This is a genomic window from Rathayibacter sp. AY1D5, from assembly GCF_002932515.1.
Taxonomy (GTDB): domain Bacteria; phylum Actinomycetota; class Actinomycetes; order Actinomycetales; family Microbacteriaceae; genus Rathayibacter.
The window spans coordinates 127,404-146,911 of sequence record NZ_PSVU01000001.1; the positions used below are offsets into that span (position 1 = coordinate 127,404).

Below are 19,508 nucleotides of genomic sequence, written 5' to 3' on the forward strand. Positions count from 1 at the left end.
CGGGCGGACGCTACCGCAGGGCTCCCAGCACGACGGCCGCGGCTCGGGCGACCAGCGCGTCGTCGTAGTCCGCCTCGGGGTCGTTGCGCGACGAGAGGATCGACAGCACGACCGCGTCCCGCCCGGGAGGCGTCACCACGGCGACGTCGTTGCGGATCCCGCCGGCGCCCCCGGACTTGTCCGCGACGCTCCAGCCGGCCGGAGCGCCCGCCCGGACGAGAGTGTCGCCGGTCGCGTTGCCGCTCATCCAGTCGAGCAGGAGTGCCCGGTCCTCCGCGGACAGCACGTCACCTGTGGCGACCGCGACGAGGTCCGCCGTGAACGCGGCCGGGGTGGTGGTGTCGTCGATGCTGCCGGGCTCGATCGTGTTCAGAGCGGGCTCCTCGTTCACCACCTCGGTGGTGGTGTCGCCGAGAGCCTCCAGTCCTCGGTCGAGGGCGGAGGGTCCGCCGAGGCGCCGGAGGACGAGATTCAGCGCTGTGCTGTCGCTCCGGCGGACGGCCGCCTCGGCGAGCTGCGACAGCGGCAGGCCGGTGGCGGTGCTCTCCTCCGTGACGGGGGAGTAGCCCGCCGCCTCGACGTCGGCCACGGTCCAGGTGACCACCTCGTCCCGCTCGGCGGCGGGGACGGTGCGCAGGAACTCCGCCGCGGCGAGGGATTTGAGGCTCGAGGCGAAGCCGAAGCGCTCGTCGGCCCGGTGATCGACCCGGCGACCCGAGCCGGTGTCGACGGCGCTGACGCCGATCCGGGCGTCGAACTCGTTCTCGAGCACGGCCAGCTCGGCGGAGACGTCGATCGGAGGAGGGGTGGCGGAGGACGCCGACGACGGCACGGAGGCGGACGACGGCGGCGCGACCGGGGCGTCCGCGGTGGTGGTGCACCCGGCGAGGGCCAGGAGGAGGGCGGAACCCGCGAGTGCGCGGAGGGTCCGCGACGACCCTCTCGAACGCTTCACAGCGCGGAGTAGACGACGGAGAAGGCGACGGCGGCCGCCGCGGTGACGCCGAGCGCCGCGAGCGAGACGAGTGCGCGCGGCCTCCTCCGCACGACGCCCAGGACGAGGAAGCCCGCGCCCAGGACGATCTGGAGCCACCAGTACACCGGACTCGTGGTGTCGGCGACCACGCCCAGCGCCCAGACGCCCTCGCCGATCAGCACGCCCGAGAGCGGCGCGACAGCCAGGACGCGCCACGTCCTCGAGCCGTGGAGGGTGAGTGCGGCGGCGGCGCCCAGGATCGGCCCGGCGGGGACGGCGAGCAGCCAGAAGACGTCCGTGAAGGGAGGCGAGTAGCCGAAGCCGCGCGCCGCGGTCACCAGGTCGTAGCCCTCGAGCAGAGCCCAGAAGCTCAGCAGGCCGAGAGCGGTCGCCGCCGCCGGTCGGGCGCCGCCGAGGCGCACGAGCGCGAACACGAGCATGGACCAGCCCCCGGAGGAGTTGGCGAACGAGCTCACCGACGGCGGGAGGGAGCCCTGCAGCAGGCTGGTGAGCCCGCCCAGGACGAGACCGCCGAGCAGGGCGACGAGCAGAGCACGCAGGAGAGGCGGGCGGGAGGCGGCAGGGGGCATGGGTCGATCCTCGGAGACGGCGGGCGGGTGCGGATCAGGGATGACCCTGATCTCGGGGTGCGGGTGGATCACAGGTCTCGGGGTGATCCGCGCCGCCCTGGTGCAGTTCTCCCCACCCCGGCTCGGCGGCCCCGGCGGCCGATACGATGGACCCCATGCCTCGGATCCGACAGTCAGATGTCGAGGAGGTCAAGGCGCGGGTGAACATCGGCGACGTGATCGGCGAGTACGTCACGCTGAAGTCGGCCGGCATCGGCTCGCTGAAGGGCCTCTGCCCCTTCCACGACGAGCGCAGCCCCAGCTTCCACGTCCGCCCGCAGGCCGGCTTCTACCACTGCTTCGGCTGCCAGGAGTCGGGCGACGTCTACAGCTTCGTCATGAAGATGGACCACAGCTCGTTCAGCGAGACCGTCGAGCGCCTCGCCGGGCGGATCGGCTTCCCGCTGCAGTACGAGGACGGCGACGGCCGCGCGCCCGAGACCGGCGGGCGAGCGCGCCTCCTCGCCGCGAACGACGCCGCGGAGGAGTACTTCCGCGAGCAGCTCGCGACCCCGGGCGCCGACGTCGGTCGGCGCTTCCTCGGCGAGCGGGGCTTCGACCGCGCCGCCGCCGACCGCTTCGGCGTCGGCTTCGCACCCGACGGCTGGGACGGGCTCACCACCGCGCTCAAGCGCCGCGGCTTCTCGGAGGAGGAGCTGACCACGGCCGGCCTGGTCAGCAGCAACAACCGCGGCGGCGTCTACGACCGCTTCCGCGGCCGCCTCGTCTGGCCGATCCGCGACGTGACCGGCCAGACCGTCGGCTTCGGCGCCCGCCGCCTCCTCGAGGAGGACAAGGGCCCCAAGTACCTCAACACCCCCGAGACGCCCGTCTACCACAAGTCCCAGGTGCTCTACGGGCTCGACCTCGCCAAGCGGGACATCTCCCGCGGGCACCGGGTGGTCGTCGTCGAGGGCTACACGGACGTCATGGCCTGCCACCTCGCCGGCGTCACCACCGCGGTCGCCACCTGCGGCACCTCCTTCGGCGTCGACCACATCAAGGTGCTGCGCCGGGTGCTGGGTGACGACAGCGGCGTCGGCGAGGTCGTCTTCACCTTCGACCCCGACGCGGCGGGCCAGAAGGCGGCGATGCGCGCGTTCCAGGAGGAGCACCGCTTCGCCGCGCAGACCTTCGTCGCCGTCGCGCCCGAGGGCCTGGACCCCTGCGACCTCCGCCTGAACCGCGGAGACGACGCCGTCCGCCGCCTCATCGACGACAAGAAGCCGATGTTCGAGTTCGTGATCCGGCAGCTGCTGGACCGCTACGACCTCGAGACGGTCGAGGGCCGGATCGCGGCCCTGCGCGCGGCCGCCCCGGTCGTCGCCGAGATCCGCGACCCGGCGCTGCGGCCCGGCTACTCCCGCGAGCTCGCCCGGATGCTCGGCCTGGACATGGCCGAGGTCAACTCCTCCGTGCGCTCCGCCGGATCCCGGCCCCGCTCCTCCGGACCCGACGGCCGCGACCAGCAGGGCGGCCGGGGCGGCGGCGGATCACCCGCGGCCGAGGCGCCCCTCGGCGCGCGCATCGCCGACCTCCCCGTCGACGTCGTCACGCGCATCGAGCGGGAGGCGCTGATGGCGATGCTCCAGCTGCCCCAGGCGATGGGTCCGGAGCTCCTGGCCCGGGCGGCGCACGCGGCGGTCACCAACGAGACCCTCCGCGTGGTCCGCGACGCCGTGGTCGCGAACCTCGAGCGGGCGGAGGACCGCGACTGGGTCGAGCACGTCGCCGACGACGTCCCCGGTCCCTTCGCCTCGCTGGTGCGCCAGCTCGCGGTGGCGCCGATCCCGGCCGCCGATGAGGAGGGGCTCGCCCGCTACTCCCGCGACGTGGCGATCTCGCTCATCGAGCGCGACCTGCTCCGCGAGATCGCCGAGCTGCGCGGGGCGCTCCAGCGCGCGTCCGCCGATCCGGTGATGGCGCGCGCGGTGCAGGTGCGCCTGGTCGAGCTCGAGCGCGAGAAGCGGGCGCTGCGCACGGAGTGAGCGTGTTGCGGTCGTGTGAAGAAATGGGCCGCACGCCCGTGCCGGTTCGGAGAGCGCTTCCAACTGTGTTACCTATGAGGAACAGCAATGCGGGCGTCCAGTGTCGTGACGCCACAGCCCACAGGAGATCTGTGTGCCGAGAGTCCGCGCGCCCGGAGCGCGCCCGCATCCCATCCTTGACAGGAAGAGGCAGACGGAGATGAATTCCGCATCCACTCGCGGCACCCGTGCACTGGCCGCCGCCGCAGGCTTCGCCGCGGTCGCGCTCGTGCTGACGGGCTGCGCCGCCGGCGGGAACGACTCGTCCGGCGGAAGCGCCGGAGGGGCCCTGACCATCGGCACCACCGACAAGATCACGACGCTCGACCCCGCGGGCTCCTACGACAACGGCTCGTTCGCCGTGATGAACCAGGTGTTCCCGTTCCTGATGAACACCCCCTACGGCAGCCCGGACGTCGAGCCCGACATCGCCGAGTCGGCGGAGTTCACCGCTCCCACGGAGTACACCGTGAAGCTGAAGGAGGGACTGAAGTGGGCCAACGGCCACGACCTCACCTCCTCCGACGTGAAGTTCTCCTTCGACCGCCAGGTCGGCATCGCGGCCGAGAACGGCCCTTCCTCGCTCCTGGCGAACCTCGACAGCGTCGCGGCTCCGGACGACACGACCGTGGTCTTCACGCTGAAGTCCGAGAACGACCAGACCTTCCCGCAGATCCTCTCGAGCCCCGCCGGCCCGATCGTGGACGAGGAGGTCTTCTCGGCCGACGAGCTGACCGCGGACGCCGACATCGTCTCGGGCGACGCCTTCGCCGGCCAGTACACGATCGCGAACTACGACGTGAACAACCTCATCCAGTACAAGGCCTACCCGGACTACCAGGGCGTTCTCGGCGAGGCGAAGACGGACACCGTCAACGTCAAGTACTACGCGGACTCGTCCAACCTCAAGCTGGACATCCAGGAGGGGAACATCGACGTCGCGTTCCGCAGCCTCTCGGCGACGGACATCGACGACCTCCGCGGCAACGACACGGTCAAGGTCGTGGACGGCCCCGGCGGCGAGATCCGCTACATCGTCTTCAACTTCGACACCCAGCCCTTCGGTGCGACGACCGGCGAGGCCGACAGCGCCAAGGCCCTCGCCGTGCGCCAGGCCGTCGCCGACCTGATCGACCGCGACGAGATCGCCGACCAGGTCTACAAGGGCACCTACACCCCCCTCTACTCCTACGTCCCCGCCGGCCTGACCGGCGCGGTCGAGCCGCTCAAGTCGCTCTACGGCGACGGCAACGGCGCGCCCGACGCGGACAAGGCGAAGGCGACCCTCGAGGCCGCCGGCGTCACCGCTCCGGTCACCCTGAACCTGCAGTACTCGAACGACCACTACGGTCCGTCCTCGGGCGACGAGTACGCGCTGATCAAGGACCAGCTGGAGTCGACCGGCCTCTTCACCGTGAACCTGCAGACCACGGAGTGGGTGCAGTACTCGAAGGACCGCTCGAGCGACGTCTACCCGGCGTACCAGCTCGGCTGGTTCCCCGACTACTCCGACGCCGACAACTACCTCTCGCCGTTCTTCATCAAGGAGAACTTCCTCGCGAACCACTTCGACGACGCCGAGGTGCAGAGCCTGATCGCGCAGCAGGTCTCGACCACCGACGCCGACGCGCGCACCGCGCTGATCGAGCAGATCCAGGAGAAGGTCGCGGCGCAGCTCTCGACCGTCCCCTACCTGCAGGGCTCGCAGGTCGCGGTCGTCGGCAGCACCGTGAGCGGAGCCGAGGACACCCTCGACGCCTCGTTCAAGTTCCGCTACGCGGCACTCAGCAAGGGCTGATCCACCCCCCTCGCGGCCGGCGCCTCCCCGACAGGAGGCGCCGGCCGTTCTCCACGAAAGGCATCACGTGACGACAGCCACGACGGCTGCGGCGACGGCGCCCACCCGGCGACCGCGCGGCTCCGGGGGCGGACTCGGGCGCTACCTGCTCGTCCGCTTCCTGCTCATCATCCCCACCGTCTTCATCCTCGTGACGCTGGTGTTCCTCCTCATGCGCTCCACGGGCGACCCGATCACGGCGGCCCTCGGCGGCCGCCTGACCGCGGACCAGCTCGCCGAGCGCGTAGCCGCCGCCGGCTACGACCGGCCGCTGATCGTGCAGTACCTCGAGTACCTCGGCAAGCTGCTGACCGGCGACTTCGGCACCACCCTGAGCGACAACCGCCCCGTCACCGAGGTGCTCCTCACCTACGGCGCTGCGACGGTCGAGCTCGCCTTCTACGCCCTGATCGTGGCGTTCCTGGTCGGCATCCCGCTCGGGATGCTCGCCGCCTACCACCGCGACCGCACGCCCGACGCGGTGCTGCGCATCTTCGCGATCCTCTGCTACGCGACCCCGGTGTTCTTCGCGGGCCTGCTGCTGAAGCTGGTGTTCTCCGTCTGGCTGAAGTGGTTCCCCGTCGCCGGGCGCGCCTCGACGAGCACCGAGCTCTCGCTCCAGTTCCTCGAGAACAAGACCGGCATCTATCTGATCGACGCGATCCAGACCGGCGACCCGGCCGCGATCTCGGACGTGCTCTCGCACGCGGTGCTCCCCGCCGTCGCGCTGGGCCTGCTCACCGCGGGCATCTTCCTGCGCCTGGTGCGTACCAACGTGATCGGCACGCTCGGCACCGATTACGTGGACGCGGCGCGCTCGCGCGGCGTCAGCGAGTTCCGGCTCGTCCGCACCCACGCCTACCGGCCGGCGCTCATCCCGATCATCACCGTGATCGGCCTGCAGATCGCCCTGCTGCTCGGCGGCGCCGTCCTCACCGAGACCACCTTCGAGTGGAAGGGCCTCGGCTTCCAGCTCGCCGAGTACCTCCAGGCCCGCGACTTCGTGGCCGTGCAGGGCATCGTCGCCCTGCTCGCCGTCATCGTGGCGCTGACCAACTTCATCGTCGACGTCATCGCGGCGCTCATCGACCCGCGAGTGAGGTACTGAGCATGAGCACCACCTCCCCGGCGCGTCCGCGCCGCCGCCTCGTCGACCGCCTGCCGGTCGTCCACCAGCTCCGGCAGAGCGTCGGCCTCCAGCGGGGGATGCTCGTCACCGGCCTGATCATCACCGGCGCGTTCCTGCTGGTGGCCCTGTTCGCGCCCCTGATCGCGCCCTACGGCTACTCGCAGCTGCGCTCGGGCGGCGAGTCGTTCGGCGCGCAGGAGCCGCCGAGCGCGGAGCACCTGCTCGGCACCACCGTCGGCGGCTACGACGTCCTCTCGCGAGTGATCTGGGGAGCGCAGACCGCGTTCCTCGTGATCGTCGTCGCCGTGGTCCTGTCGATCTTCCTCGGCGTCTTCCTCGGCCTCGTCTCCGGCTACCTCGGCGGCTGGCCCGACCGCGTGCTCGTCGTGATCTGCGACGCGATCTACGCGTTCCCGACCCTGCTGCTGGCGATCGTGATGTCGATCGTCATCTCCGGCGGGCAGTCGAACCTCTGGGCCGGCATCTTCGCCGCAGCGGTCTCGATCACCGTGGTCTACATCCCGCAGTACTTCCGCGTGATCCGGGCCGAGACCGTGCGGATCAAGGGCGACGCCTTCGTCGAGTCGGCGAAGGTCATCGGAGCGTCGACGCCCCGGATCATGTTCCGCCACGTCCTGCGGAACGCGACGCGCACGCTGCCGCTGATCTTCACACTGAACTCCTCCGAGGCGATCCTGACCCTCGCCGGCCTGGGCTTCCTCGGCTTCGGCATCGAGCCGACGTCGGCCGCGGAGTGGGGCTACGACCTCAACAAGGCGCTGTCGGACGTCACGAGCGGCATCTGGTGGACCTCGGTCTTCCCGGGCCTGGCGATCGTGCTCGTGGTGCTGGGCATCACCCTCGTGGGCGAGAGCCTGAACGACCTCGCCGACCCGCGCCTGCGCGGTCGGCGCGCGGTGGCCGCCGGTGCCGGCGACGTCGCCGCGACGTCCGTCGTGCCGGGCGGCGTCCTCGCCGCCGACGGCCTGGAGACGCCGGGGCACGACCCCGTCGCCGGAGTGGAGGAGACGCGATGAGCGACCAGCGCATCGTCCGGGACGCCTCAGCGCGTCCGATCGTGGACATCACCGACCTCGAGGTCGCCTTCGCGAGCGACCGCGGCGCCGTCCGCGCCGTCGCCGGGGTGAGCCTGCGCGTCGAGCGCGGCGAGGTCCTGGCGATCGTCGGCGAGTCCGGCAGCGGCAAGACCGTGACCGCGAAGACCATCCTCGGCCTCCTGCCCGAGACGGCCAGCGCCTCCGGAGTGGTCCTGCTCTCGAAGAAGGACGGCAGCGCGGCGACCGACGTCGTCTCCGTGCCGAAGGCCCGCCTCCGGGAGCTGCGCGGCACCGACGTCGCCATGGTCTTCCAGGAGCCGGGCACCGCCCTCAACCCGGTCTTCACGGTGGGCTGGCAGATCGCGGAGGGACTGCGCGCTCACGGCTCCGTCTCGAAGAAGGAGGCGCGCAAGCGCGCGATCGACGTCCTCCGCACCGTCGGCATCCCGGAGCCGGAGAAGCGGGTCGACTACTATCCGCACCAGTTCTCGGGCGGCCAGAAGCAGCGCGTCGTCATCGCGATGGCCCTGGTTCTGGATCCCGGCCTGATCGTCGCGGACGAGCCGACCACCGCGCTCGACGTGACCGTGCAGGCCGAGATCCTCGACCTGCTCCGCCGGTGCCGCGACGAGTTCGGCACCTCGATCGTGCTGATCACCCACAACATGGGCGTCGTCGCCGATCTGGCCGACCGCGTCGCCGTGATGTACCAGGGCGAACTGGTCGAGGAGGCGACGGTCTCCGAGCTGTTCTCGGCGCCGAAGGCCGAGTACACGAGGAAGCTCCTCGCCGCCGTCCCGCACGTGGGCCAGGGCGTCGAGCGCGCCCGCGTCCGCGCCGTCGAGCGCGCCGAGGCCCCCGAGGCCGAGACGCTCGTCGCCGCCGAGGGCCTGCGGATCCAGTACCCCGGCCGGCTCGGCCGTCCCGGCTTCGTCGCGGTCGACGGCGTCTCGCTGCGCATCCGCGCGGGCGAGGTGCTCGGCCTCGTCGGCGAGAGCGGCTCGGGCAAGACAACCATCGGGCGCGCCATCGCGGGCCTGACGCCGGTGACCGGCGGGTCGCTGAAGGTCCTCGGCAAGGAGATGCGCGGCATCCGCGAGCGAGCCTTCCGGCCGGTCCGCGGCGACATCGGCTTCGTGTTCCAGGACCCGGCGTCGAGCTTCAACCCGCTGCTCACCATCGCGGAGTGCGTCGCCGAGCCGCTGATCGTGCACGGACGGGCCGGCGACGCCGCCGGGGCGCGCTCGCGCGTCGACGAGCTCCTGGAGGCGGTGCAGCTGCCCCGCTCCTACGGCGACCGCTACCCGCACGAGCTCTCCGGCGGCCAGCGCCAGCGCGCCAGCCTCGCCCGGGCCCTCGCCCTCGAGCCGAAGCTGCTGATCGCCGACGAGCCCACCTCGGCGCTCGACGTGTCGGTGCAGGCCCGCGTGCTCGAGCTGTTCGCCGAGCTGCAGCGCGAGTTCGGCTTCGCCTCCCTGTTCATCAGCCACGACCTCGCCGTGGTCGACCTGCTCGCCGACCGCATCGCGGTGCTCTACCGCGGCGAGCTGGTCGAGGAGGGGACGGGGGCCGAGGTGCTCGCTGCGCCGAAGCACCCCTACACGCAGCGCCTGCTCGCCTCCCTGCCCGTGCCCGACCCGGTCGAGCAGGCCTCGAGGCGCGAGCTCCTGCGCAGCATCGTCGAGGCGGAGCGCCGGGCGTGAGCCGGACCGCCGAGGATCAGGCCCCCATCGTCGTCGACGACCTCAGCGTCGAGTACCCGCCGCGCGGCATCAGCCGACGGTGGACGGCACTGCGGGGAGTGAGCCTCCGCGTGGAGCCGGGGGAGGTGCTCGGGATCCTCGGCGGCAGCGGCTCGGGCAAGTCCACGCTCGCGCGCTTGCTCGGCGGCGACGGCCTGGGGCACGACGGCGGCCGCACGCGTCCGGTGATCATCGGAGGGGACGCGACGGTCGCGGGGCACCGCCTCCGCTCGCTCCCCGCCCGCGAGCTCAAGCGCTTCACCGTCGACGTCGCGCATCTCGCGCAGGACGCCGGTGCGGCCCTCCGCCCCGAGCTGACCGTCTCGGAGCTGATCGCCGAGCCGATCTTCCTCCGCGACCGCCACTACGACCCGAAGGCCGCGGCGGTGCGGGTGGCGACGCTGCTCGACTCCGTGCACCTGCCGCTGTTCCTGCTCGACCGCTACCCCTACGAGCTCTCCAGCGGCCAGCGCCAGCGCGTGGCTGTGGCCCGCTCGCTCGTGCTCGGGCCGAAGGTGCTGATCGCCGACGAGCCGACCTCGGGCATCGACGCGACGGTGCGCGAGTCGATCGTGGACCTCCTCGCCGACCTGCGGCGCCGGGAGGGCTTCGCCGCCGTCGTGGTCAGCCACGACATCGACGTGCTGAGCCGGGCGACCGACCGGATCGCCGTGCTCGTCGGCGGCGAGGTCGTCGCGTACGGGCCGCTGCTGGAGGTTCTGATCGAGGCCCGGCACCCCTACGTGCGCGAGCTCGGAGCGGCCTTCGCCGAGTACGAGCGCTTCGACGCCTCCCGAGCGCAGCGCGTCGAGGCGGCCGACCAGTGACCGTCCCGCGCGTCGCGGTGCTCCCGCGGCCGAAGCCGGTGTTCGCCGAGGCGGTGGAGTCGGGCGGTGGAGTGGTCGTCGGACTCGACGAGAGTCCGGACGCGCTGCTCTGGCTGTCCTACGGCCGCACGGACGAGCTGGCCGCTGTGCTGGAGGAGCACCCGTCGATCCGCTGGGTGCAGCTGCCCTGGGCCGGCGTCGACGTCTTCGCGCCCGTGCTCGCCGCGTCCCGCGCGGACGTCGTCTGGACCAGCGCCAAGGGCGCCTACGCGGAGCCGGTGGCCGAGCACGCGCTCGCGCTGGTGCTCGCCCTCCTGCGCTCGCTGCCGGAGCGGGCGCGCGCCGTGTCGTGGGGGCCGAAGAAGGCGGTCACGCTGCACCGCGCCTCCGTGGTGATCGTCGGAGCAGGAGGGATCGCTCGCGAGCTCCTGCGGCTGCTCGCCGTCTTCGACTGCCAGGTGACGATCGTCCGCCGCGGAGACGAGCCGGTGGAGGGCGCCGCCCGCACCCTGCCGGCGTCGCGGCTCGCCGAGGCCGCGGCGGACGCCGACGTGCTGGTCCTGGCCGCCGCCGCCACCGCGGGCACGGAGCGGATGGTCGACGCGGGTCTGCTCGCGCGGCTCCCCGCCCACGCCGCGCTCGTCAACGTCGCCCGGGGGAGCCTCGTCGACACGGACGCGCTCGTCGCGGCCCTCGCCGAAGGCCGTCTCGCGGGCGCCGCGCTCGACGTGACGGACCCCGAGCCGCTGCCGGACGGGCATCCGCTCTGGAGCGAGCCCCGGTGCCTGATCACGCCCCACAGCGCGGACACCCCCGAGATCACCGCGCCGCTCCTGGCCGAGCGCGTGCGCGCCAACGTGGCCGCCTGTGCCGCCGGCGGGCCGTTCGTCGGCCGCGTCGACCCGGGCTCCGGCTACTGAGTGCGCGCCCGATTTTGCGTTCGCGGAGAGTTTGCTAAAGTAGTACCGCGCTGATCGCCTCCGGGTGGTCGGATGATCCTCGATAGCTCAATTGGCAGAGCAATCGGCTGTTAACCGGTAGGTTCTTGGTTCGAGTCCAAGTCGGGGAGCGAAGGGTCCGGGACTCCACTCTCGGGCCCTTTTTTCGTGCCCGCGAGCGGTCGCCCTCGAGGGCCCACCCGCTCGGACCGACGATCGGAGGGGCGATGCGCGAGGACGTGCTCGCTCTCCTGCGCCGCCGCCCCGACGTCGAGGCGCCGGATCTCGTCGCCGTCGACGCCAGCGACCGCCTGCTGCTCGACCTCGCCGCCGATCGCGGCCGCCTCGCCGTGATCGGGGACGCCTACGGGGCACTGAGCCTCGGCCTCGCCGCCGACGGCCGTGCCGTACGCGTCGTGCAGGACTCGATCACCGCCGAGCGCGCTCTCGCGCAGAACCTCGAGACGGTGCGGGGGTCGGGCGTCGATCTCGCGCCGATCGAGATCGTCGACTCCGTCGCGGAGGCCGTCCGCGACGCCGACGCGGTGCTCCTGCGCCTGCCGCGCTCGCTCGACGCGCTGGCCGCCGTCGCGGCCGGGACCGCACTCGCGAACCCGGCGGCGACCCTGATCGGCGCCGGCCGCATCAAGCACATGACCCGCACGATGAACGACGTGCTCGCCGTGCGCTACGAGCGGATCGACGTCTCCCTCGCCCGGCAGAAGTCGCGCGCCCTGCTCGCGAGCGGCGCGCTCCCCGACCAGCCGCCCGCGCCAGGGCCCGAGCGGCGCCGTCTGGACGAGCTCGACCTCGAGGTCGTCGCACTGCCGGGAGCCTTCGCAGGTGCACGACTGGACCTCGGCACCCGCGCCCTCCTCGCCGCCCTCGATCTCGACTCCCTCCCCGCGGGCACCGCACTCGACCTCGGCTGCGGAACCGGCGTGCTCGCCGCCGTGGTGGCCCGGGCCCGCCCCGACCTCGCCGTGATCGCGACGGACACCTCGCGTGCCGCGGTCGAGTCCGCCCGGGCGACCGCGGCGGCCAATGGGCTGGCCGTCCGCGTCCTCCGCGACGACAACGCCTCGACTCTGGAGGCGTCCTCCGTCGACGTCGTGCTCTGCAATCCGCCGTTCCACTCCGACGGAGCCGTCACCGACCTCGTCGCCCGGCGCATGCTGCGCGCGGCCGGCCGCGTGCTGCGCCCCGGAGGCGTGCTGTGGACGGTCTTCAACTCCCACCTCGCGCATCCGGCCGAGCTGCGCCGTGCGGTCGGGCCGACCACGGTGGTGGCGCGCGACCGCCGCTTCACCGTCACCCGCTCCGTTCGCTCCGACGGCTGAGTACGGCTCCGCAACCCCCTCCGCGGCCTCAGGTCCGCTGTCCGCGGCGCGGGTACGATCTCTCTCCGGCGCTCCTGTGCCGAACCCGTCCCGTCCCCCCGGAGGCCGTCGTGCTCGAAGTCGTCCTCGTCCTCGCCCTGATCGCCCTGGTCGCGGTCGTCGTGCTGTGGCGCCGCGCCGTCGGCGCCGAGCGCCGTGCCGCCGAGAGCCGTGCGGAGGAGGCGGCGCGCGTCGTCCGCCTCGAGCTGGCGGTCGGCGAGCAGGAGGCGAGGCTCCGCATCGTCGGCGAGCTCGAGCAGCTCGCGGTCCGCAGCGCCGCGCACGTCGTCGAGGAGGCCGAGAGCGTCAGGCTCACGATCGACCGCGACCCCGCCGCAGCCGCGCGGTCGGCGCAGCGTGCCGTGCGGGCGGCCGAGGCCTCGCTGGCGCAGCTGCGCCGCATCGCGACCGTCGCCTCCGTCGATCCGGGGGAGCTGCCGCGCACCGGCGGCTCCGTCCCCCTGATCGAGGGCGCCCGCGAGCGAGGCCTGAGCGTCCGCGAGGAGTCGTTCGGCGAGCCGTTCCCGCTGCAGGACGGCGCCGAGGTGGCCGTGCTCCGGGTGCTCGAGTACGCCTTCGACTCGGCGCTGGAGACCGGCGGCGCGGGGACCGAGGTCCGCATCAGCTCCCGATGGACGACCACCGGCCTCCGGGTGGAGGTCGACGACGACCGCGAGCAGCACGGCGCTGCGGAGCAGGACGCCAGCGCTCTCGAGGCGGATCTGCGCTCGCTCACCGAGCGCATCGACAGCCCCGCGCTCGCCGAGCTGCGCGAGCGGGCCGCCCTCTTCGGCGGTGACGTGACCGAGAAGCGGACGCCCGGCGTCGGCCGGAGCGTCACCGCCTCGTTCCCCGTGATCCGCCACCACAACGGCGTGCACGGGGTCGACCTGGCCTGAGTCAGTCCTCGAGGTGCTCCACGCCGGGCAGCCACGAGACGCCGGGGCCGCCCCAGCCGCGCTTGCGGGTGATCTTCGCGACCGGCTTGTGGTAGTCGTGCTCGAGACGGTCGATGTAGAGCACGCCGTCGAGGTGGTCGAACTCGTGCTGGAACACGCGGGCGAACCAGCCGTCCGCGACGATCTCGAACGGCTCCTGCTCGAGGTCGACCGCGCGGAGGATCGCGCGCTCGGAGCGGCGGAGCGGGAAGCGCTCGCCGGGGAAGGAGAGGCACCCCTCCGACTCCGTGTCCTCGTCCGCCTCGCCGAGCGGGGTCGGCGTGACGAACAGCTCGGGGTTGATCGCGACGCCGCGGCGGGGGGTGCCGTCGTCGTCGGCGTAGTCGTAGACGAACAGTCGCAGCGGGACGCCGACCTGCGGGCCGGCGAGACCGACTCCGGGGGCTATGTCCATCGTCTCGAACATGTCGGCGACGAGGGTGCGCAGCGCATCGTCGAACTCGGTGACGGGAGCGGCGGGGGAGTGGAGGACGGGGTCGCCGGCGATGCGGATGGGGAGGACGGCCATGGGGACAGGGTACCGCGGGGCCGTCGACCGGGTCCGCGAGGATCATCCGCTGGGCTCAGCCCCTCACCCGTGCGTCGGAGGACTCCCGGAGGCGTTCTGGGTAGGGTCGACCCCATGCCCGCCGATCTCGCCGAACTCCTCAACGACCCGGCGAAGTTCATCGGCATCCCGATCGCTCTCGTGGGCGCGGTGTTCCTCTCCCTCGGCGCGCAGTTCCAGCACCGGGGAGTGGCGAAGGTGGAGCGGTTCTCGAAGCGCTCCGGCTCCTCCGGGCTCAGCGGCGGCCAGCTGGTCGCGCTGCTCTCGCGCCCCTCGTGGGTGATCGGCACCCTGCTCCTCGGCCTCGCGATCGTCTTCCAGCTGACGAGCCTCGGCTTCTCCCCGCTCATCGTGGTGCAGCCGCTCGGAGCGGTGGCGCTCGTGATCACCGCGGTCGTCAACGCGCGGGTCAGCCGGGTGCGCCTGAACGCGGCGTCGATCCGGGCGATCGTGCTCTGCGTCGGAGGCGTCGGCACGTTCGTCCTCGTGGCGGCGTTCAACGCGGTCGACAAGTCCATCCAGACGCCCGAGCTCATCACGATCCTCGTGATCCTCGCCGTGGTGCTCACGGTCTTCGTCATCGCCTTCCGCGTCTTCCGCCGCGGAGCGAAGGCGATCTTCTACATCGTGGGCGCCGGAGTGGTCTACGGCTTCGTCGCGACTCTCGCGAAGGTCGTGCTCAACCGCATCAAGTACGGCGAGTTCGACCCGCTGACGGTGGTCTGCATCGTGGCGCTCCTGGCCGCGACCGCGCTCGGCGGGTACTTCGTGCAGAACGCCTACTCCTCCGGCCCGCCGGACCTCGTCGTCGCGGGCCTCACCGTCATCGACCCGTTGGTCGCCGTCGCGATCGGCATCGTCGTGCTCGGGGAGGCGCAGTACGCGGCCCCGTGGGCGATCCCGCTCTTCATCGCGGCCGGTGCCGTCGCCATCTACGGCGTCTTCCTCCTCGCCAAGCACCACCCGCAGGCGCGCTGACGGCGCGGGATCCCGAGTGGTGAGGAGTCCTCTGCCTACAATGGGTCCGCGCCGAGAGCCACGAAACCGACCGACCTCCGCCGATCGCTCCCTTCTCTCCCCGAGCGGCACGACACCGATAGGACCTCCCGTGTCAGATCCCCGCGACGCGTCCCGACCGGGATCGCCCGACTCCCGACCGCTGACGGTCGTGATCGGCTGCGACACCTTCGCGCCCGACGTGAACGGAGCCGCGAAGTTCGCCGAGCGCCTCGCCGCCGGTCTCGCGCAGCGCGGCCACGAGGTCCACGTCGTCGCCCCCTCGGCCGACGGCTGGAGCGGCACCCGGGTCGAGACGCACGAGGGCCAGCGGATCATCGTGCACCGGCTCTACAGCTGGCGCTGGTACCCGCACGACTGGCTGCGCTTCGCGATGCCGTGGCGCATCCGGCAGAACAGCGCGCGCATCCTCGACGAGGTGAAGCCCGACGTCGTGCACTTCCAGTCGCACATCATCGTCGGCCGCGGCCTCGGGATCGAGGCGGCCAAGCGCGGCATCCGCATCGTCGGCACGAACCACTTCATGCCCGAGAACATGCTCGAGTTCACCCTCCTGCCGAAGGCCGTGCAGGCCAAGGCCGTGGCGATGGCGTGGCGGGCCGCGCGCCGCACCTTCGGCCGGGCGGAGGCGGTCACCACGCCGACCCGCAAGGCCGCGCAGTTCCTCGAGAAGTACACGGGCCTCCGGGGCGTCCACGCCATCTCCTGCGGCATCGACGCCGACAACTACACGCCCGACTTCTCGGCGCGCGCCGGCGACTCGATCCTCTTCGTCGGCCGCGTGACCGGCGAGAAGCACATCGACGTCCTGCTCCGCGCCGTCGCCCTGCTCGACCCGGCGCTCGACGCGAAGCTCGAGATCGTCGGCGGCGGCGACCAGATGCGCAACCTCCAGCAGCTCGCCGCGACCCTCGGCATCGCCGACCGCGTCCGCTTCACGGGCTACGTCTCGGACGCCGAGCTCAAGGAGGCGTACACCCGCGCCACCGTGTTCGCCATGCCGTCCATCGCCGAGCTGCAGAGCATCGCGACGATGGAGGCGATGGCCTCGGCCCTCCCCGTCGTCGCCGCCGACGCGATGGCCCTCCCGCACCTCGTCCACGACGGCGAGAACGGCTACCTCTTCGCGCCGGGCAGCGCCGAGGCCCTCGCCGACCGCCTCACCGCCGTGCTCACGGCCGACCAGGAGGACCTCGAGGCGATGAAGCGCGCCTCCCTCCAAATCGTCGCCGCGCACGACATCAACCGCACGATCAGCACCTTCGAGAGCCTGTATCGTGGGGAGCCGGTGGCCGATCCGGTCTCCGACGCAGCGTCCGCACCCGCCGCCACCTGACGGCCGCTCGGACGGCCGCCGCGGGGCGTTAGCTCAGCCGGTCAGAGCAGCGGACTCATAATCCGTCGGTCACGGGTTCAAGTCCCGTACGCCCTACTCCGCTCCACCCGCGGTGGTTCCTTCTCTCCAGCGCCGGGTCGGGCATCCACCTGATGTCGGTCTCGTCGGGGCGGGCGGTCCGGCCCCGTCAGGCCGACGGGCCGTGCCTCAGGACGGTGCCGACGCGGTCCTCGCCGGCACGCCGACCGCGGACGAGTCGGAGGCGACGTTGCGGACGACGACGGCGCCGGCTCCGACCCGCACACGGTCGCCGACGGTCACGTCCCCGACGATCGTCGCGCGGGCGCCGATGTAGACGTCGTCGCCGATGACGGGCGTCCGACCCTTCGACTCGCCGATGGTGACGCCGTGGTAGATGAACGCGTTCCTTCCAATCACCGTGCGCGGGTGCAGGATCACGCCGCGGCCCCAGTGGGGGAGCCGCAGGCCGGGCCCGACCTGAGCGGCCGGCGGCAGCTCGGCTCCGACGATCATGCGGGTCCAGACGAGATCGACCAGGCGGTAGACGAGGTGGAGGGGGAGCCGGGTCCTCCGAGAGCTCGAGTACTGCCCGAGTCGGAGGACGAGGACGGTGAGCCGGTCGGAGGCGTGGCCCTTGGCGGCCAGGTCCGCGCGGACGACGGCTCGGAGTTCGGCGAGATCCATGCTCCCAGTCTGAGTGGGAGCCTCGCGGGTGAGGGCGGGCCGTCGGAGATCGTCCGGGGCGTGGCGAGCATCCGCGAGCGGACGACACGGTGGCTCGATGCGCTAGCACGTCCTGACGCGCCGCGCCCGTACTGGCCGCTCTCCGCTCGACGTGATTGCCTGAACCCGTGCCTGATCTTCCGATGTTCCCGCTCGGCTCCGTGCTCCTGCCGCACATGCCGCTCCCGCTCCGGCTGTTCGAGCCGCGGTACCTGCGGATGCTCGGCGACGTCCTCGAGGACGAGACCCTCGCGTTCGGCGTCGTGCTCATCGAGCGCGGCCAGGAGGTGGGCGGCGGCGACCAGCGGTTCGCGGTCGGCGCCCGCGCGCGCATCCTGAACATCGACGGGGCGGAGTCGTTCGTCACGCTCGACTCCGTGGGCGAGGAGCGCTTCGAGGTCGTCCGCTGGTACGAGGACGACCCGTACCCGCGCGCCGAGGTCCGCCTGCTGCCCGATCTGGAGTGGGACGAGAAGCACGCCCCCGCGCTGGCTGCGGCGGAGTCGGCGGTCCGCACGGCACTGGCGGTCGCGAGCGAGTTCGTCGAGCAGCGCTACGGCGCGGTCGTCGAGCTCGCCGAGGATCCGGCCGCGCACGCCTGGCAGCTCGCCGGCGTCGCACCGGTCACCGAGCTCGACCGCCTCGCGTTCCTCCGCAGCTCCACCATGGAGGAGCTGCTGGAGTCGGTCCGGGAGCGCTCCGCCGAGGCGACCGAGTCGTTCCGCGCCGGCTGGGCCTGAGCCCCGTCCCGGCGTCCCACGACGAGCCCGTCAGTCCTCGAGGCTGACGCCGCGCTCCTCCGCCAGCTTGACCAGGTCGTCGACGACCACGAGCGCCATCCGCACCGAGCGGTCGCGGCGGTACTCCTCGTCGTCCGGGTCGATCCGCGAGGTGCGGTCGAGGGTCTCCTCGATCGACTGCGCGAGCTCGCGCCACGCGTCCTGACGGGCGTCGTCGACGAGCGTCGTGAGGTACTCCTCGTCCTGCGCCCGCCTGTGGAGGGAGTCGGCGACCAGGAGCGAGAGCCGCTCGCGGTGGTCGAGGTTGTCGACGTCGGCCGAGCGGTAGTCGTGCACGTGGTCGGAGCGGCCGCCCACCGAGGTCACGTCGGCGGCGATGCCGCGCAGGCGCTCGGCGGCCGCCTCGGACTCGCGCGCCAGCTTCTCGAGCTCCTCCGCGGCGACGACGGAGTAGCGGCCCGAGTCGAAGGGGACGTCAGCGCCGAGGCCGTCCATCAGCACCCGGTTCTTCACGGCCATGCGGCTCGCGTACTGCGCGAGCATCAGGCCCTCCTCGGCGGCCTCCTCGACGGAGGCGGGCTCGCGCGACGGGTTCTCATCGGGGTCGTACGGCTCCATCTTGAACCTGCGTCGACGCCGGAACCACACGTGCGTCACCTACATCCCGGAGCAGGCGCCCCGCCCGCCGGAGCACCTCTTCGAGAGTACCCGGCGGGCGGGCGCCGTGGTCGGCGGCTCAGGCCTCGCGCCAGTCGTCCTGCCGGAGGTGGGAGCCGGCCTGCGGCCCCATCTGCAGCATCCCGCCGTCCACGACGTACGAGGATCCGGTGATGGAGGAGGCGGCGGGAGAGGCCAGGAAGGCGACCACCGCCGCAATCTCGCGGGCGTCGCCGGGGCGGCCGAGGGGGATGCCGGGGCGGTCGATCGTGACGGGGTCCACGTCCTCGGCGTCGTTCATCGGCGTGGCGATCTCCCCGGGGGCGACGGCGTTGACGGTGATGCCGAGGGAGCCGAGCTCGAGTGCGGCCACCTTCAGCAGGCCGCCCAGCCCGTGCTTGGCAGCGGTGTAGGCGACAGAGCCGACCCGCGGCTGGTGCTCGTGGACACTGGTGACCGCGATGATCCTGCCGCCCGTGCCCTGGGCCGCCATGCGCCGCGCGGCGCGCTGGAGGCAGACGAACGCTCCGTCGAGGTTCAGGGCGACGGTCGAGCGCCAGCTGTCGAGGCTCTGCTCGAGGAAGGGCTCGCCCCCGCCTCCGCCCGCATTGCTGACGGCGACGTCGAGCCCGCCCAGTCGATCCGCGAGGTCGTCGTTCACGTCGCCCGCGCCCTCCAGATCCGTCGTGTCTAGGCGCGCGATCTCGGCGCGCCGGCCGAGGGAGCGCACCTCCTCCGCCGTGCCCTGCGCGCCCTCCTCGTCGCTGTGCCAGGTGATGCCGACGTCCATGCCCGCCTCGGCCAGTGCCACCGCGGTCGCCCGGCCGATGCCGGAGTCCGAGGCGGTCACCAGTGCACGGGTGGGCCGGAAGTCTCGAGGTCCCTGGGTCATGTCGTCTCCTGTCTCGATCGGGCCGCCGATCCGGCGGACACGGGTCGATCCCATCAGGGGATCCGACGCGCTCG

At 72.4% G+C, this 19,508-nt stretch carries 18 protein-coding genes and 2 tRNA genes; 14 read left to right on the forward strand and 6 right to left on the reverse strand.

Going from position 1 to position 19,508, the window contains the following annotated elements; genetic code table 11:
• Positions 1-10: 10 nt before the first annotated feature.
• Both bla and C5C82_RS00580 read right to left on the reverse strand, forming a co-directional pair.
• Positions 11-955, reverse strand: coding sequence for a class A beta-lactamase (gene bla, locus C5C82_RS00575; RefSeq protein ID WP_104354455.1), 945 nt, complete (start codon positions 953-955; stop codon positions 11-13).
• On the reverse strand, positions 952-1,566 hold the full coding sequence (locus C5C82_RS00580) for a DUF6518 family protein (protein ID WP_104354456.1): 615 nt from the start codon (positions 1,564-1,566) through the stop codon (positions 952-954). The genes bla and C5C82_RS00580 overlap by 4 nt, the downstream gene beginning before the upstream one ends.
• 155 nt (positions 1,567-1,721) lie before the next feature.
• Here C5C82_RS00580 and dnaG point away from each other — a divergent pair, with 155 nt between their 5' ends.
• The 10 genes from dnaG (at position 1,722) to C5C82_RS00630 (ending at position 13,441) form a co-directional block, all read left to right on the forward strand.
• A complete protein-coding gene (dnaG, locus tag C5C82_RS00585; RefSeq protein ID WP_104354457.1) occupies positions 1,722-3,593 on the forward strand; it encodes a DNA primase in 1,872 nt (623 codons plus the stop codon).
• 199 nt (positions 3,594-3,792) lie between these two features.
• Complete coding sequence (locus tag C5C82_RS00590) at positions 3,793-5,430, forward strand: ABC transporter substrate-binding protein (protein WP_104223443.1); 1,638 nt, start codon at positions 3,793-3,795, stop codon at positions 5,428-5,430.
• Between the two features lie 67 nt (positions 5,431-5,497).
• Positions 5,498-6,577, forward strand: a complete 1,080-nt coding sequence (locus tag C5C82_RS00595; protein ID WP_104223444.1) for an ABC transporter permease — start codon at positions 5,498-5,500, stop codon at positions 6,575-6,577.
• A 2-nt stretch (positions 6,578-6,579) separates the two neighbouring features.
• The gene (locus C5C82_RS00600; RefSeq protein ID WP_104354458.1) at positions 6,580-7,635 is read left to right on the forward strand and encodes an ABC transporter permease; all 1,056 of its coding nucleotides are present in this window, start codon (positions 6,580-6,582) and stop codon (positions 7,633-7,635) included.
• On the forward strand, positions 7,632-9,359 hold the full coding sequence (locus C5C82_RS00605) for an ABC transporter ATP-binding protein (protein WP_104223446.1): 1,728 nt from the start codon (positions 7,632-7,634) through the stop codon (positions 9,357-9,359). Before C5C82_RS00600 ends, C5C82_RS00605 begins: the two co-directional genes overlap by 4 nt.
• Positions 9,356-10,225 carry an ATP-binding cassette domain-containing protein gene (locus C5C82_RS00610; protein ID WP_258065872.1) on the forward strand — a complete coding sequence of 290 codons (870 nt, stop codon included), beginning with the start codon at positions 9,356-9,358 and terminating at the stop codon, positions 10,223-10,225. Before C5C82_RS00605 ends, C5C82_RS00610 begins: the two co-directional genes overlap by 4 nt.
• The gene (locus tag C5C82_RS00615; protein ID WP_258065873.1) at positions 10,222-11,145 is read left to right on the forward strand and encodes an NAD(P)-dependent oxidoreductase; all 924 of its coding nucleotides are present in this window, start codon (positions 10,222-10,224) and stop codon (positions 11,143-11,145) included. Before C5C82_RS00610 ends, C5C82_RS00615 begins: the two co-directional genes overlap by 4 nt.
• A 76-nt stretch (positions 11,146-11,221) precedes the next feature.
• A tRNA-Asn gene (locus C5C82_RS00620) sits at positions 11,222-11,294 on the forward strand.
• 96 nt (positions 11,295-11,390) lie between these two features.
• The gene (locus C5C82_RS00625) at positions 11,391-12,503 is read left to right on the forward strand and encodes a class I SAM-dependent methyltransferase (protein WP_104223448.1); all 1,113 of its coding nucleotides are present in this window, start codon (positions 11,391-11,393) and stop codon (positions 12,501-12,503) included.
• Between the two features lie 110 nt (positions 12,504-12,613).
• The gene (locus C5C82_RS00630) at positions 12,614-13,441 is read left to right on the forward strand and encodes a hypothetical protein (protein ID WP_104354459.1); all 828 of its coding nucleotides are present in this window, start codon (positions 12,614-12,616) and stop codon (positions 13,439-13,441) included.
• 1 nt (position 13,442) lies between these two features.
• Here C5C82_RS00630 and def read toward each other — a convergent pair whose 3' ends face one another.
• A complete protein-coding gene (def, locus tag C5C82_RS00635; RefSeq protein ID WP_104234187.1) occupies positions 13,443-14,009 on the reverse strand; it encodes a peptide deformylase in 567 nt (188 codons plus the stop codon).
• A 114-nt stretch (positions 14,010-14,123) separates the two neighbouring features.
• Here def and C5C82_RS00640 point away from each other — a divergent pair, with 114 nt between their 5' ends.
• From C5C82_RS00640 to C5C82_RS00650, 3 genes are all read left to right on the forward strand, one after another.
• Positions 14,124-15,026: a DMT family transporter gene (locus C5C82_RS00640; RefSeq protein ID WP_104223451.1), complete on the forward strand. Its 903-nt coding sequence runs from the start codon at positions 14,124-14,126 to the stop codon at positions 15,024-15,026.
• 130 nt (positions 15,027-15,156) lie between these two features.
• Positions 15,157-16,401: a glycosyltransferase gene (locus tag C5C82_RS00645; RefSeq protein WP_258065874.1), complete on the forward strand. Its 1,245-nt coding sequence runs from the start codon at positions 15,157-15,159 to the stop codon at positions 16,399-16,401.
• Between the two features lie 22 nt (positions 16,402-16,423).
• A tRNA-Ile gene (locus C5C82_RS00650) sits at positions 16,424-16,497 on the forward strand.
• A gap of 111 nt (positions 16,498-16,608) precedes the next feature.
• Here the strand turns inward: C5C82_RS00650 and C5C82_RS00655 are convergent.
• Positions 16,609-17,106, reverse strand: coding sequence for a DapH/DapD/GlmU-related protein (locus tag C5C82_RS00655; RefSeq protein WP_104295890.1), 498 nt, complete (start codon positions 17,104-17,106; stop codon positions 16,609-16,611).
• Positions 17,107-17,273: 167 nt separating this feature from the next.
• Between C5C82_RS00655 and C5C82_RS00660 the strand changes: the two genes are divergently transcribed.
• On the forward strand, positions 17,274-17,885 hold the full coding sequence (locus C5C82_RS00660; protein WP_244229436.1) for an LON peptidase substrate-binding domain-containing protein: 612 nt from the start codon (positions 17,274-17,276) through the stop codon (positions 17,883-17,885).
• 30 nt (positions 17,886-17,915) lie between these two features.
• Here the strand turns inward: C5C82_RS00660 and C5C82_RS00665 are convergent, their stop codons facing one another.
• Both C5C82_RS00665 and C5C82_RS00670 read right to left on the reverse strand, forming a co-directional pair.
• The gene (locus C5C82_RS00665; protein ID WP_104295891.1) at positions 17,916-18,503 is read right to left on the reverse strand and encodes a hypothetical protein; all 588 of its coding nucleotides are present in this window, start codon (positions 18,501-18,503) and stop codon (positions 17,916-17,918) included.
• Between the two features lie 118 nt (positions 18,504-18,621).
• Positions 18,622-19,434: an SDR family oxidoreductase gene (locus tag C5C82_RS00670; protein ID WP_104295907.1), complete on the reverse strand. Its 813-nt coding sequence runs from the start codon at positions 19,432-19,434 to the stop codon at positions 18,622-18,624.
• Positions 19,435-19,508: the final 74 nt, after the last annotated feature.

Excerpts from the sequence above, each read along its gene's own strand:
- C5C82_RS00580 (WP_104354456.1), bottom strand. The coding sequence starts at position 1,566 with ATGCCCCCTGCCGCCTCCCGCCCGCCTCTCCTGCGTGCTCTGCTCGTC.
- dnaG (WP_104354457.1), top strand. The coding sequence starts at position 1,722 with ATGCCTCGGATCCGACAGTCAGATGTCGAGGAGGTCAAGGCGCGGGTG.
- C5C82_RS00590 (WP_104223443.1), top strand. The coding sequence starts at position 3,793 with ATGAATTCCGCATCCACTCGCGGCACCCGTGCACTGGCCGCCGCCGCA.
- C5C82_RS00600 (WP_104354458.1), top strand. The coding sequence starts at position 6,580 with ATGAGCACCACCTCCCCGGCGCGTCCGCGCCGCCGCCTCGTCGACCGC.
- C5C82_RS00605 (WP_104223446.1), top strand. The coding sequence starts at position 7,632 with ATGAGCGACCAGCGCATCGTCCGGGACGCCTCAGCGCGTCCGATCGTG.
- C5C82_RS00625 (WP_104223448.1), top strand. The coding sequence starts at position 11,391 with ATGCGCGAGGACGTGCTCGCTCTCCTGCGCCGCCGCCCCGACGTCGAG.
- def (WP_104234187.1), bottom strand. The coding sequence starts at position 14,009 with ATGGCCGTCCTCCCCATCCGCATCGCCGGCGACCCCGTCCTCCACTCC.
- C5C82_RS00640 (WP_104223451.1), top strand. The coding sequence starts at position 14,124 with ATGCCCGCCGATCTCGCCGAACTCCTCAACGACCCGGCGAAGTTCATC.
- C5C82_RS00655 (WP_104295890.1), bottom strand. The coding sequence starts at position 17,106 with ATGGATCTCGCCGAACTCCGAGCCGTCGTCCGCGCGGACCTGGCCGCC.
- C5C82_RS00665 (WP_104295891.1), bottom strand. The coding sequence starts at position 18,503 with ATGGAGCCGTACGACCCCGATGAGAACCCGTCGCGCGAGCCCGCCTCC.
- C5C82_RS00670 (WP_104295907.1), bottom strand. The coding sequence starts at position 19,434 with ATGACCCAGGGACCTCGAGACTTCCGGCCCACCCGTGCACTGGTGACC.